We start from the raw sequence: 12,714 nt of genomic DNA, 5'->3' as shown, positions 1-12,714 counted from the left end.
GCCGCAGCGACGGCAGTGCGGTCAGCAGTTCCCGCTCGCCGGCCAGCCGCTCGGCGGGGATGGCGCAGATCTCCGAGTGCGTCACCGTGTTGACCTCGGCGCACCACTGGCGGGCGGTCACGTTGGCCACGGTCAGGTCGTCGAAGGGCGCCTGCGGCACGACCAGATCACGTTTGGCATAGCCGACCAGGTGCTCCACGATGCCCTTCGATTCCGGGTCGGCCGCCTCGCACCAATCGGGCCGGAAGCCGTAATGGGTGGCGAAGCGCACGTAGTCACCAGTGGGGATGACCTTGTTGGCCACCACGCCGCCCTTCAGACAGCCCATCCGATCCGCCAGCACCACCTTGGGCACCCCGCCGAGTTCCTCGAAGCACTCGGCCAGCAACGCCAGCGTGGTGGCGGCCCGCTCGTTGTCGGCGAAGCGCACGAAACGAAAGCGCGACCAGGCCAGCACCGCGCAGAACACGTGCAACCCGCCGCCCGCATCGCCCCAGTCGATGACCAGCATCTCGCCCGGCGTCCAGACCGCCGGCCGCCGCCCGCGATGATGGCCGCGCCGCCACGTCTTCTTCGCCTCGGCCACCAGACGCCGGAAGTTGCGCGCCGATCCCGCATACCCGGCGGCCTGGGCCAGCGGCAGCAGCCGTTTGGCCGACATCTTCCCGGCCGTGCTCTGGACCTTCTCGGCCACCAGATCGGCGACCGCATCGAAGTTGTGCTCGCGCCGTCTGCGGCCCGGCGGCTTGCCCCCGGCCAACGCCCGCTCGATGATGCGTCTGACGGTCTTGTGCGTGGTGCCGCACATCTCGGCGGCCCCGCGATAGGTGCCTACCTCACGGTAGGCGGCGATGATGTCCATGACTTCCCCCGAAGACTTCATGGCCGGGCAGACCCCCTGAGCGGTGATCTCGTGACTGGCTGACACCGTCACGATCACCGCTCAGGGCACACCCCTCCTCACGACACGCGAACAGCACGAAGAAGAAGCGGGGACCTAAACCGGCCATCAGTGGTGACCTCGAACTGGCCACCTGTGGGGACTTTTACATGGCCACGGACACCACGGACCATACCGTTTAGCACGACCGACGACGCCCAACCGCCGACCGATGAGACCCGTCAGCAGCGACCGCGCGGTCATTCCGGGCCGACGTGCTGGAAACGCCTGTCTCATCTCAAATGCACGGGTGGGTGCGCAGCTGCATGCCAGTGCAGCCCTTACTCTTTGGCGCCTCCGAGAAGCAAAACACGGTGAGATGGCGGCGACGCCGTGCGGAGACCGCCGGCGCCCCGACCCGGCGTTGACCGTCGGATTCGGCTTGACCGTCGCCATCCAGGTGGGCGTCGATATGCCCTGTCCGGCACGGCCATCGATGCGGCGGGTGACGACCACCGGCGTGCTCGCCCGAGCATGCCACCGCATCGGCCACGCCGGCCGGGAACACGACGACCCCGGCGCTCCACGCCGTACAGACGGCGGCACGGGCGACAGGACCGGCGTGCACCCGTATCCAGCGATCACCGGGGCCATGGCTGAACGGGATATCGCGGGATGAGCGCTCGAAACAGGACCTAGTAAAGGCACGCCCTTCGATCAGGGCCAGCCCTGCTCCGGCTGCTTCGGGACTGGGCGCGCAGCACCCCCTGCGCCAAGCGCCACTCCGCTCCCCACCACACCAGCGCCCCCAACAGCACCGAAGAGAAGAGGACAGGCACCACGATGGCCGAAGGACTCACGTTCAAACGCTGTTCCTGCCGCGACAGCGACGGCAAAGCGCTCGGGCAGAAGTGCCCCAAGCTCCGCCGCGCCGACGGCGGGTGGAGCTACCGGCACGGCATCTGGAACTACCAGATCGAACTTCCGTCCGGCCCCGACGGTAAGAGGCGGGGGCCGCTGCGCCGCGGCGGCTTCGCCACCCAGGACGCAGCCAAGGACGAACTCGGCCACGTGCGCGACCTGCTCGCCTTGGCAGACCCGCGCGAGCCCGCGACCCGTACCCAGATCGCCGACCTGATCAACCGCACGCTGGCCGAAACCGAGACCCTCCCGAATGCGGAGACGGTCCGTCGGAAGATCAAGTCTGGGCAGCATCTGACCGAGGAGATCACCGTCGAGCAGTGGCTGGCGGAATTCCTCAACCGCAAGCGGAAGATCGAGGAGACCACCCGCCGTTCCTACGAGGGCCACATTCGCCTCTACCTCACTCCATACCTGGGGCGGCTCAGGTTGGATCAGCTCAAGGTTAGCGACATCGCGTTGATGTTTGAGCAGATCGAGGAGTTCAACGACACCATTGCCGAGCGCCGCGCCGACACCGACCCGCAGGTTCGGGCGACCGTCAAGTAACGGCGGCCGATCAGCATCGCCACCATGCACCGCATCCGCGCGACCCTCCGCCACGCGCTCAACATGGCCATGCGGCAAGACCGTCTGATCGACTTCAACCCGGCCGCGGTGCTGGAGATGGCCGCCCATGTCCGGCCCAAGCCGCTGCTGTGGATCGATGACCGGGTCTGCGCGTGGCAAGAGGACTTCCGCGCCTACCGGCAGGCGGAAAAGCAGCGCCGGGGTGGGCAGCGGGTCGATCCGATCGACGCCTACACCGGCGTGCCGCGCCCCTCCTCGGTCATGGTGTGGACCCCAGCGCACACCCGCCTGTTCCTCGAAGAGGCGCAGCGTCACCGCCTGTACGCGCTGTACCGGCTTATCGCGTTGCGCGGCCTGCGCCGGGGCGAAGAGCGGGTTGCGCTGGAAGGAGGTCGACTTGAACGGCCATACCCTGACGGTGAATTGGCAGCTCGTGCAGCTGGCCTGGCAGGTCCACGAGGGCACTCCGAAGACCGACGCCTCCGTACGCACCATCGCCTTGGACACCGATACCGCCCAGATCCTGCGCGCCCACCGGCAGCAGCAGCTACAGGAACGTTTGGCCATGGGTGAAGCCTGGACCGACAGCGGTTTCATCTTCACCCAGCCCGACGGCAGCCGCCTGCATCCCCAGCACGCCTCCGATCAGTTCCTCTGGCTGGCCTACCTGGCCAGCCTGCCACCCATCCGGCTCCACGATCTCCGCCATGGCGCGGCCTCGTTGATGCTGGCGGCCGGGGTGGAGATGAAGGGCGTGCAGGAAACACTGGGACACACCTCCAGCGCCTTCACCGCCGACACCTACACGTCCGTCTATCCGCAGGTGGCCACGGCGGCAGCCGAGAAGACCGCAGCCCTGCTGTTCGGCAAGGAAGACCAGGCCGAGCCCGGGAAACTCATCTCGATACGAGGCTGACAGTCGGATTAGGCATCCGGCCCCGCGATCGCCGCCTCTTCGCGGCGAGGCGGGGCCGCTGCTCTTCCCACAAGACTGGAGACGGCGAATGGATCATGGGATGTGCGGGGTTGGTGCGGGCGAGCACGCAAGCGCTAGACGAAAATTCTAGAACGCATCCGATCCCGCATAAACACAGGTCAGGACATGATCAAAGCGCGCCCTGCAGGATTCGAACCTGCGACCGTCGGATTAGAAGTCCGGTGCTCTATCCAGCTGAGCTAAGGGCGCTCGAATTCGGCGTCTGACCAGCACGTCGGCTGACCAGGTGAGACGGTAGCATAATCATACACCGATCGAACAGTATCGGATTTGGAGAGGCCCATGGCGCGATCCCGAAGACAGCTGCCCCCTTCGCCTCCCCTGCTCGACATGGTCCCCTCCTGGGAATTGTCCCTTCAGGCGGCCGACAAGTCACCCGGAACGATCCGCAGTTACCTCGACAGCGTACGCGTCCTGGCCCGGTTTCTCTCCGAGCGCGGGTTGCCCGTGGAGGTGGAGGCGGTCGAGGCCGCGAACGTGCGGGCGTTCCTCGATGCCAGTACGGCCACGACCAGTCCGGGGAACGCGCACAAGCATTTCCGGAACCTGCGGGTGTTCTTCAACTGGCTGATCGCGGAGGAGGAGCGGACCGCGGGGACGCCCATGGCCGGGATCGATCCGCCCAAGGTGGCCAGTCGTACGGCCGAGTTGCTGGCTGATCGGGAGCTTGAGGCGTTGCTGGAGGTGTGTTCCGGGGGGTCTTGGGTGGATCGTCGGGATACCGCGATCGTGCGGGTGCTCATGGACAACGGGATGCGGCTGTCCTGGCTGGCTGGGCTTCGGCACGGTGTCAGCGACGAGAGCGGCGACGTGTGGTTGGATCGGCGGCTGCTGCGGATCGTCCGTAAGGGGGAGGACGCGCATCTGGTGCCGATCGGGCCGAAGGCCGCCGCGGCGATCGATCGGTATCTGCGGGCCCGCGCGCGGCATCCGCACGCGGCGTCGCCCTGGCTCTGGCTTCCGGTACGCGGCATCACGGCCGAAGGTGGGGAGCGGCGGCTGACCGCCACGGGGATCCAGCAGATGCTGGAACGGCGGGGGCGGCAGGCGGGGATCTCGGGGCGGCTGCATCCGCACCGGTTCCGGCAGACGATGGCCGACGACTATCTGGACAAAGGCGGCGATCCGCTCGATCTGATGCGGATCACCGGGTGGAAGAGTGTGGAGATAGTGCGCCGATACCTCCAAGCTGGCGCAGACCGCCTCTGACCAGCCGCCCGATCGGCGTCAGTCAGTCGGTCAGCGCGATCACCACCCACATGAACGCCGTCCCCGCCACCGTCGCCAGCAGCGTCGGAGCGGCCGCACGGCTCGTGGTGTGGGCCTCGGGCAGGATGTCGGACGTCGCCAGATATAGCAGGAATCCGGCGAACATCCCCAAGTACGCCCCCAATATCCCGGCCGGAATCGCGATCAGAGACGTCAAGGTCGCCCCCGTCATCGGTGCGAGCGCGTCCAGACCCAGCAGAAGCACGGCCCGGCGGCGCGCGTTCCCGTACAGGGAAGTGATCGTGTACGTGTTGAACCCGTCCGTGAAGTCGTGCGCGATGACGCCGATCGCGACGGCGACGGCGAGCGTGGCGTCGGTCTGGAAGGCGGCGCCGATCGCGGCACCGTCGAGGAAGCTGTGGACGACGAGCCCGGTGCCGGCGACGAGGCCGACGCCCGCGTGCGAGTGGCGGTGTGAGGCGTAATCGCCTTCGTGGGCGTCGTGCATGCCCATCGAGCGTTCGACGGCGTGGATGCCGAGGAACGCCAGCGCGAACATGAGCATCGGCACCGGCACCCCACCGAGCTCGGCCGGTTCGCGCGAGAGCGCCTCAGGCAGCAGGTCGAAGGCCACCACACCGAGCATGACGCCGGCGGCGGCGCCGAGGACGAGGTGACGGCGTTCCTTGACCCGATGCGCGACCAGCCCGCCGAGCAGCGTCATCAAGAATGCCGCGAACGACAGCAGGATCGGCATGACGCTCCAGGCTACGGCGCGCGTATGCGCCGCAGAGTCGCGACACGCTAAAACACCAGGCGGGAGGGTTATGAAAGGGTCTAAGCTCTCTTGGCATGGTCGCGACGCTCCTGCATGAGATCCCCCTGCAGGGCGGGGATGTGACAGACGGGGTGGTCCGGGTCGGAGACACCGTGCGCAGGCCGGTGAGCCCGTCGACGCCCGCCGTGCACGCCCTGCTCCGCCACCTGGAAGCTGCCGGGTTCGACGGCGCGCCGCGTGTGGTGGGGATGGACGGGCTCGGGCGGGAGATCCTCACCTATGTTCCGGGTACGACCGGGCTCGGCCTGGTGACGGTCACCGACGAGGCTCTGGTACGCCTGGCCGAGCTGCTGCGCGACTTCCACGACGCGACGGAGGGCTTCCCGCTGACCCGCGACGGCTGGGAAGGCGGTTCGAACGACGACGCCGCCCCCGAGGTCATCGGTCACTGCGACTTAACCCTCGAAAACGTGATATTTCGTGACGGAAGGCCGCGGGCGTTGATCGACTTCGATCTGGCCCGGCCGACGACCCGGCTGTTCGACGTCGTCACGACGCTCAGGCACTGGGCGCCCATCGCCGACCCCGTCGACCTGGCTCCGCTCCAGCGCGGGCTGGACGTGGGGGCGCGGCTCCGGTTGTTCTGCGACGCGTACGGGGTGCCGCCCCGTGATCGCCGACGGCTGCTGGAGCTGGCCAGGCTCCGGTTCCAGCGCTCGTACACGGTCATGCGTGGCCGGGCGGCGGCGGGCGGGAGCTGGGCCAGGATGTGGGCGGGCGGCGCGGGCGAGCGCATCCGCCGGGCGGCCGCCTGGCTGGACAAGCACGAAGATAAGCTCCATGCGCATTTGGTCAGCTAAGTCCCACCCAACCAGGCCGCTCGGCATCGCGTTGGGCGTCGTGCTCGACGCCGTCGTCGGCGATCCGCGCACGGCCCACCCCGTCGCGCTGTTCGGCCGCGCCGCCACCAGGCTGGAGCAGGCCCTGTACGGCGACGCCAGGCCGAACGGCGTCGCCCACGTCGTCGTCTGCGCGGGCACGGCCTTGGGCCTCGGCGTACTGGCCGAACGCGTGACGAACCCGGTCGTCCGTACGGCGCTGACGGCCGTCGCCACCTGGGCGGTGCTCGGCGGCACCACGCTGGCCCGCGAGGGCGCCTACCTGGCCGAGGCGCTGGAGGACGACGACCTGACCAGGGCGCGCGCCCGGCTGCCGCACCTGTGCGGACGCGACCCCGCCCGGCTGGAGGCGCCCGAGATCGCCAGGGCCACCGTCGAGTCCCTGGCCGAGAACGCCTCCGACGCCGTCGTGGCCCCTCTTTTCTGGGGCGCCGTGGCGGGTGTCCCCGGGCTGCTGGCCTACCGGGCGATCAACACGCTCGACGCGATGATCGGCCACCACTCGCCGCGCTACGAGCGTTTCGGGTGGGCGGCGGCCCGGCTCGACGACGTGGCCAACTACCTGCCGGCCCGGCTGACGGGTCTGATCACCGTACTCGTCGCCCCGAACCGGTCGCGGGCGCTGGCCGTACTGCGAAGGGACGGCCACCGCCATCCCAGCCCGAACGCGGGCAGGTGCGAGGCCGCGTTCGCCGGTGCGCTCGACCTCACGCTGGGCGGCACGAACGTCTACGGCGGCCGGACCGAGCACCGCCCGACCATGGGCGACGGCCCCAAGCCCGAGGCCGGGGACATCCGGCGCGCGGTACGCCTCACCCGCGCGGTGAGCCTGACCGCCGCCGGCCTCGCGGTGCTGGCCGCCTGGGGCCTGCGCCGCCGGGGTTGAGGTTCTAGGTCAGCATCTGCAGGTTCGTCACGAACCAGAACGCGATCACCACGACCACGCCCAGCCCGAGCATCACCTTGAATGAGCTGCCCCTGGACTGCCGCCTGATCGGTACGGCCCGCATGGAGTGCCGCCAGGCCTGCCGGGCCGAGACCATCGACTGGAAACGGCGTCCCGCGACGAACACGGCTAATGCCACGATGATGAATAAGACGACTACGCGGCTGTCGGACGTGTCCATAGAGCCGCTCCTCCGTAAGTCAAAGGAGTTGTGCCCCCGCACAAGCTGAAAGTCCCAGAATACTCAGCTGTGCCGCTTTGTGAAGTTGTTAATTCCGGGGGTGCCAGAGCAGGAGAAGGGCCGGCAACCCGGCCAGAGCGGCCATGAGGACAGCGGTCAGCGTCAGGTTCCCGGCGGCCAGGAGCGGGGCGACGGCCGCGGCGCCGAGGGGCGGTGTGGCCTGCATGAGCGTACGGAGCACGCTGAACGCGCGGCCGCGCAGGGCGGGCGGGATGAGCTCCATGCGCAGCGACTGGGCCCAGACGGTCATCACCACTCCCGCCACCCCGATCAGCAGGAAGCCCGCCGCCAGCACCCACCGGTCGGGTACGGCCAGCACCGCCAGAAATCCGGCCGCCGCGACGAGCTGCGCGAGCCCGATGGCCCGCATCCGGCCGGTTTTCGGCTTCCATGATCCGGCCAGGAACCCCCCTGCCAGTTCGCCCACCGACAGGGCGCTCAGCAGCAGCGCCAGCGTGGCCGGTCCGCCGGGCAGCCGGTCCTTGGCCAGCCACGGCCCGGCGACCAGCACCAGGGCGCCCTCGGCGATGTTGAACGCCATGAACGCCAGCGTCGTGCGTACCAGCGCCCGGTCCCGCAGCAGGTGGGCCAGTCGCGGCCGGCCCGTCTCCGCCGTCACGTGCGGCCGCAGCGGCGTGCGGACCAGCAGCGCGGCCACGGCGAAGCACAGATAGCTGGCCGCGTCGAGCGCGAGCACGTTCACCGCGCCGATGGCGTCGATCAACGTGCCGGCCAGGGCGTAGCCCACGATTCCGGACACGGCGTACGCCAGGGACTCCAGCGCGTTGGCCTTGTCGAGCTCGTCCGGCTCGACGAGGTCCGGGATGGCCGCCGGGACACCGGCCATGGGCACCATCTTGAGCAGGCCGTGCAGGGCGGCCACCACGAACGGCAGCCACCCCGGCACCCCGCCCAGCACGGCCGTCAGCGGCACAGTGGCCACCGCGACGCCTCTGACCAGGCTGTCTGCGGCCAGCACGTGCCGCTTGTCGAAGCGGTCGAGCAGTGGACCCACGGCCAGCCCGCCGGCCAGCACCGGGGCGGTGTAGCAGGCCGCCAGCAGGCTGAGCGCGGCGACGCCGCCGGGGCCGTTGAGCACCAGCCAGGACAGGGCCACCAGCGTCATGCCGTCGCCGACCAGCGAGATGGACGAGCCGATCCACAGCCGGCGGAAGTCCCGCGTGGCCAGAACGGTGAGCGTCATGCCGCGGCCCACAGGTGGTGCAGGGCGTAGGAACGCCAGGGGCGCCAGCTCGCGGGCGCCTGCCGTACGTGCTGGGTGGGCAGGAAGACGTCGGGGTCGGCGAGCGCGCGCATGCGGATGTAGGCGGCGGTCCGCTCGTCCACTCCGGGCACGGTACGCAGCTGCCGCTCGGCCGCGTCCCGGTCGGCGCCCGGATCGAGCGTGAGCCGCCCGGTGGCCAGCGCCTCCGCGAGCGGGGTTGCCTCGGCCAGCGCCGCCACCGGTGGGAACAGGCGGGTGACGGTGCCCACCGGGCTGGCGAGCGGCTCGCCGAACCGTTCGACCAGCTCCGCGAGCTCGTCCCCCGGCCCGCACACCGCGCGCACGGCCAGCTCGGCGGGGTCCACGTGGCCGGGCGCGCGCAGCCCTGGACGGGCCGCGACCAGCGGGGCGAGCATCGGATCCGCGCCGAGGACCTCCTCGATCTCGCGCGGGTCGGCGTCGAGGTCGAGCAGCACCCGGCACCGCCGCACGGCGACCGCCAGGTCCCTGACGTCCGCCAGCAGCAGCTCGCACCGCATGTGATCGCCGCCGTCCGTTACGTCCACCACGCCTGTCCCGTACGGCAGGCGCAGCGACCTGCGGTAGAACCCGGCCCCACCCTCCTCGACGCCAGGCAGGGCCCGCGCGGCCAGGTAGCCGAACAGCGCGTCCGCGTCCAGCGGCGGCCGATAGGCCAGCCGCACCTGGACCCGCACAGCCCGCGAGCTCAGCACCCTCGCCGGGCGCGGCGCGGTCGCTGGGCGCGGCTGGTTCCCGGCTTTCCCGGCGACGCGGGACCGTAGCTCAGTGGGCGTCAGTCCGTACAGCTGCCGGATCGTCTGGTTGAACTGCCTGATGCTCGCGAACCCAGCCGCGAACGCCACCTCCCCCGCCCCCAGCCCCGTCGACTCCAGCAGGATCCGCGCGGCCTGCGCCCGCTGCGCCCGGGCCAGCGCCTGCGGCCCGGCGCCGAGCTCGGCCAGCAGGAGCCGGTGCAGCTGCCGCTCGCTGTAGCCGAGCCGCGCGGCCAGCCCCGAGACGCCCTCCCTGTCCACCAGCCCGTCGGCGATCAGCCGCATCGCCCGCCCGGCCACGTCGGCCCGCAGGTTCCACTCGGGCGAGCCGGGCGACGCGTCGGGACGGCAGCGCTTGCAGGCCCGATGTCCCACCTGCTGGGCGGCCGCCGCCGAGGGGTAGAGGCGGAGGTTCTCCGGCTTGGGCATGGCCGCCGGGCAGCTCGGCCGGCAGTAGACGCCCGTGGTGGCCACCCCGACGAAGAACCGCCCGTCGAAGCGCCGGTCGCGGCTCCTGAGCACCGCGTACAGGTTGTCAGCATCCATCACCCGACCCACTGTGACGTGCGCCGGGGCGCGGCGGCTAGCCACGATCGGACGCCAACGGCGACGCCCTACAGGAGCCCGGTACGGCGGGCCAGGGCCGCCGCCTCGACCCGCGAGCCCACGCCGAGCTTGGCCATGATGTTGGACACGTGGACACCCGAGGTCCTGGCCGAGATGAACAACCGCTCGGCGATCTGCTTGTTGCTCAGCCCCTCGGCCACCAGCTCCAGCACCTCCAGTTCCCGCGCCGACAGCCCCGGATCGGCCGTCAGGCTCACCCTGCCGCTGGCCGCCGCGGCCTCGACGTCGCGCCGCAGCGGCTCCGAACCCAGCCGACCGGCGATGGCGGCGGCCTCACGCAGCAGTTCGCGCGCCGTCTCGGGGTGCTGTTCGGCCGCTCTGACCAGGGCCTGCCCCAGCGCGTACGGCTGGCCGACCGTCCGCCACGCGGCCACGGCGGCCGCCCACGAGCCCCCGCACTCCGCCTCGAACGTCGCCCGGTACGCCTCCTGGACCCGGCCCGTCGTCTCCATGCCCGGAGGCGCCTGCCGTACCCGGCCCGTACGCGCGGCGATCACCAGCAGCGGCCAGGCATAGCGGCGGCTGAGCGTCACGTCGTGCGCGGACAGCACGTGGTCGGCCAGCCGCCCGGCCCGCTCCACGTCACCGGCGGCGACGGCGAGCCTGCCTTCGAGCAGGTCAGGCTCCAGGCATGAGTCATAACCCCGCGAACGCCCGCGCATCAGCGGCCTGGCCCGATCCAGAACATCGGCCGCCTCCTCCAGCGAACCCTCCCAAACCGCCACCGTGCCGAGCACCATCAGCAGCCAGGCCCGGTGGATCGGCGGCGGCTCGAGCGCCAGGGCCGCGTCGATGACCTCGCGCGCCTCCTTCCAGCGACCGAGGGAGGCCAGGGGTTCGGCCAGGTTCGCGGCGATGTGGGCGCCGCGCGAGCGGGCCATGCCCACGCGCCTGGCCTGCGCCATGCCCCGGCGCGCGACCGCCTCCGCCCTGGTGTGCTCCCCCGCCGCCTCCAGTACGTCGGCCTCGCCGGCGTACGCGACCAATACCGTGTCGTCGTCGGGAGCGGCGGCCCGCGCCTCGGCGTGCAACCTCGACGCGGTCGCCAGGTCACCTTCGAGCGCGGTGAGCGCGGCCAGGGTGACGAGGGACCTGGCATCGCCGAGCGCCAGCGCGTCCTCGGCGCGGGCACGGGCCTCGGCGTCCTGGCCGTTCCAGGCGAGCGTGTTGGCGAGGGAGCCGATCAGCCGGGCCTCACGCGGCGCCAGCCGTACCGCTTCGCGCAGATCCGCCAGGCCGTCCTCGCCGAGCAGGTCACGGATCGCCACCCGCAGCTCCAGCAGATGGGCGGCCCGCAGCGGATCGCCGCTCACCTCGTCGAGCGCCAGACTCGCCAGCTCCTCGGCACGCTCGGCGTCCCCCACGTGCAGCGCGTCCTTGGCCGCCAACTCCAGCACCGCGGCGTGATCCATGCCACCGACCGAATCCATGCCGCCGACCGAATGGTCCTTGTCGCCCTGGTGTCCTCCGTCGTCGGAGTAGTGGTCCCACAGTTCCAGTACGCGGTCCCAGCGGTGTGCCCGCCAGGCCGCCTGGAAGGCGCGGCGTCTGTCGCCCGCCGCGTACCAGTGGTCGGCGGCCAGTTCGGGCCGCGCCTCGGCGCAGCGGATGTGCAGCCGGATGCGCTCGCCCGGCAGCAGATCGTCATAGACGGCGTCCCGGATCAGCGTGTGCCTGAACACGTAGCCGTCACCATCGACCAGCAGCAGCCGAGCCCGGACGACCGGCCGCAACGCCTCGTCGAGTGCCAGGTCGTCCAGTCCGGCCACGGACCGCAGCACCTCGTGCGGCGTCCTGCTCCCCTCGTACAGCGCCGAACGCGACACAGAAGACGACACGGCGGCGATCCGCAGCACGTCCAGACTGGCCCGGCCGAGCCGCTCCGCACCGGCGAGCAGCAGGTCACGCAGCGAGGCGGGCGTGGTGGTGCCCGCATCGGCCAGCGCCTCAGCGAACAGCGGGTTACCCTCACTACGCGCCACGATCCGGTCGATGTCGGCACGGGCAAGCCCGGACGCCACGCTCTGTCCGCCGTCGGTGCCGCCGAGCAGGCGCGCCACCTCATCGCGGCCCAGCGGCGGGACCTTGAGTACCTCGGCCACAGGCAGGCGCAGCGGCTCACGCGAGGTCGCGATCACCAGCACGCCGGGCCGCGTCAAGTTACGCACCAGGAACGCCAGCAGGTCGCGAGTGGCCTGATCGGCCCAGTGCAGATCCTCCAACACGAGCACGACGGGCCGCCGCTCCGCCACCCGCTCGACCAGCAGCAACACCTCTTCGAACAGCCTGGCCCGCCCCAGTTCCGGGTGTTCCTCCAGCTCGCCGAGCTCGGGCAGCAGCCGCGCCAGCCCCATCCGGCCACCGCCGGGGATGAGCTCGGCGCCGTACTCCCGGACCAGGCGGCGCAACACCGGCACGAACGGCGCGTACGGCATCACACCCACCTCCAGGACCGTCCCCGGGTCGGCGCCACCCTCGGCCACCAGCGCGTCGACGTCGCGCGCGAACTCGCGTACCAGGGCCGATTTGCCGATGCCCGCCTCGCCGACGACGAGCACCGCGCCCGGCGTGCGCTCCAGGGCGGCCGCCAGCGCGGCGAGCTGCTTCTCACGTCCGACGAACACACC

The 12,714-nt window shown here is 70.9% G+C and carries 11 protein-coding genes and 1 tRNA gene; 5 read left to right on the top strand and 7 right to left on the bottom strand.

The window, feature by feature from the left end; translation table 11 throughout:
• A partial coding sequence (istA, locus tag KME78_RS19200) for an IS21 family transposase (protein WP_246651322.1) occupies positions 1 to 883 on the bottom strand: 883 nt, incomplete at its 3' end.
• Between the two features lie 840 nt (positions 884 to 1,723).
• Here istA and KME78_RS19195 point away from each other — a divergent pair.
• Together KME78_RS19195 and KME78_RS19190 are read left to right on the top strand one after the other, a co-directional pair.
• Entirely contained in the window at positions 1,724 to 2,350 is a 627-nt protein-coding gene (locus KME78_RS19195; RefSeq protein ID WP_219530422.1) for a tyrosine-type recombinase/integrase, read from the top strand.
• A gap of 397 nt (positions 2,351 to 2,747) precedes the next feature.
• Entirely contained in the window at positions 2,748 to 3,287 is a 540-nt protein-coding gene (locus tag KME78_RS19190; protein ID WP_219530421.1) for a site-specific integrase, read from the top strand.
• A 196-nt stretch (positions 3,288 to 3,483) separates the two neighbouring features.
• Here the strand turns inward: KME78_RS19190 and KME78_RS19185 are convergent.
• Positions 3,484 to 3,557, bottom strand: a tRNA-Arg gene (locus KME78_RS19185).
• Between the two features lie 93 nt (positions 3,558 to 3,650).
• On the opposite strand from KME78_RS19185, the gene KME78_RS19180 reads away from it, so the two are divergent.
• Positions 3,651 to 4,577 carry a tyrosine-type recombinase/integrase gene (locus KME78_RS19180; RefSeq protein ID WP_219530420.1) on the top strand — a complete coding sequence of 309 codons (927 nt, stop codon included), beginning with the start codon at positions 3,651 to 3,653 and terminating at the stop codon, positions 4,575 to 4,577.
• A gap of 22 nt (positions 4,578 to 4,599) precedes the next feature.
• On the opposite strand, the gene KME78_RS19175 is transcribed toward KME78_RS19180, so the two are convergent.
• Positions 4,600 to 5,334, bottom strand: a complete 735-nt coding sequence (locus KME78_RS19175) for a ZIP family metal transporter (RefSeq protein WP_219530419.1) — start codon at positions 5,332 to 5,334, stop codon at positions 4,600 to 4,602.
• Between the two features lie 95 nt (positions 5,335 to 5,429).
• On the opposite strand from KME78_RS19175, the gene KME78_RS19170 reads away from it, so the two are divergent.
• On the top strand, positions 5,430 to 6,215 hold the full coding sequence (locus KME78_RS19170) for an aminoglycoside phosphotransferase family protein (RefSeq protein WP_219530418.1): 786 nt from the start codon (positions 5,430 to 5,432) through the stop codon (positions 6,213 to 6,215).
• The gene (locus tag KME78_RS19165) at positions 6,196 to 7,140 is read left to right on the top strand and encodes a cobalamin biosynthesis protein (protein ID WP_219530417.1); all 945 of its coding nucleotides are present in this window, start codon (positions 6,196 to 6,198) and stop codon (positions 7,138 to 7,140) included. The genes KME78_RS19170 and KME78_RS19165 overlap by 20 nt, the downstream gene beginning before the upstream one ends.
• A 4-nt stretch (positions 7,141 to 7,144) precedes the next feature.
• Here the strand turns inward: KME78_RS19165 and KME78_RS19160 are convergent, their stop codons facing one another.
• The 4 genes from KME78_RS19160 to KME78_RS67190 all read right to left on the bottom strand — a co-directional run bounded on the left by KME78_RS19160 (position 7,145) and on the right by KME78_RS67190 (position 12,711).
• Entirely contained in the window at positions 7,145 to 7,381 is a 237-nt protein-coding gene (locus KME78_RS19160; RefSeq protein WP_219530416.1) for a hypothetical protein, read from the bottom strand.
• Between the two features lie 88 nt (positions 7,382 to 7,469).
• On the bottom strand, positions 7,470 to 8,645 hold the full coding sequence (locus KME78_RS19155; protein ID WP_219530415.1) for an MFS transporter: 1,176 nt from the start codon (positions 8,643 to 8,645) through the stop codon (positions 7,470 to 7,472).
• Positions 8,642 to 10,006 carry a DNA-3-methyladenine glycosylase 2 family protein gene (locus KME78_RS19150; protein ID WP_219530467.1) on the bottom strand — a complete coding sequence of 455 codons (1,365 nt, stop codon included), beginning with the start codon at positions 10,004 to 10,006 and terminating at the stop codon, positions 8,642 to 8,644. The genes KME78_RS19155 and KME78_RS19150 overlap by 4 nt, the downstream gene beginning before the upstream one ends.
• A 68-nt stretch (positions 10,007 to 10,074) precedes the next feature.
• The gene (locus KME78_RS67190) at positions 10,075 to 12,711 is read right to left on the bottom strand and encodes an ATP-binding protein (protein WP_219530414.1); all 2,637 of its coding nucleotides are present in this window, start codon (positions 12,709 to 12,711) and stop codon (positions 10,075 to 10,077) included.
• Positions 12,712 to 12,714 lie beyond the last annotated feature (3 nt).

The sequence above is a fragment of the Nonomuraea guangzhouensis genome (genome assembly GCF_019396345.1).
Classification (GTDB): domain Bacteria; phylum Actinomycetota; class Actinomycetes; order Streptosporangiales; family Streptosporangiaceae; genus Nonomuraea; species Nonomuraea guangzhouensis.
This window is presented reverse-complemented; position numbering and strand designations above follow the sequence as displayed.

Bases quoted from the DNA above. Each gene is read 5' to 3' on its own strand.
- KME78_RS19195 (WP_219530422.1), top strand. From the start codon at position 1,724: ATGGCCGAAGGACTCACGTTCAAACGCTGTTCCTGCCGCGACAGCGAC.
- KME78_RS19180 (WP_219530420.1), top strand. From the start codon at position 3,651: ATGGCGCGATCCCGAAGACAGCTGCCCCCTTCGCCTCCCCTGCTCGAC.
- KME78_RS19175 (WP_219530419.1), bottom strand. From the start codon at position 5,334: ATGCCGATCCTGCTGTCGTTCGCGGCATTCTTGATGACGCTGCTCGGC.
- KME78_RS19170 (WP_219530418.1), top strand. From the start codon at position 5,430: ATGGTCGCGACGCTCCTGCATGAGATCCCCCTGCAGGGCGGGGATGTG.
- KME78_RS19165 (WP_219530417.1), top strand. From the start codon at position 6,196: ATGCGCATTTGGTCAGCTAAGTCCCACCCAACCAGGCCGCTCGGCATC.
- KME78_RS19160 (WP_219530416.1), bottom strand. From the start codon at position 7,381: ATGGACACGTCCGACAGCCGCGTAGTCGTCTTATTCATCATCGTGGCA.
- KME78_RS19155 (WP_219530415.1), bottom strand. From the start codon at position 8,645: ATGACGCTCACCGTTCTGGCCACGCGGGACTTCCGCCGGCTGTGGATC.
- KME78_RS19150 (WP_219530467.1), bottom strand. From the start codon at position 10,006: ATGGATGCTGACAACCTGTACGCGGTGCTCAGGAGCCGCGACCGGCGC.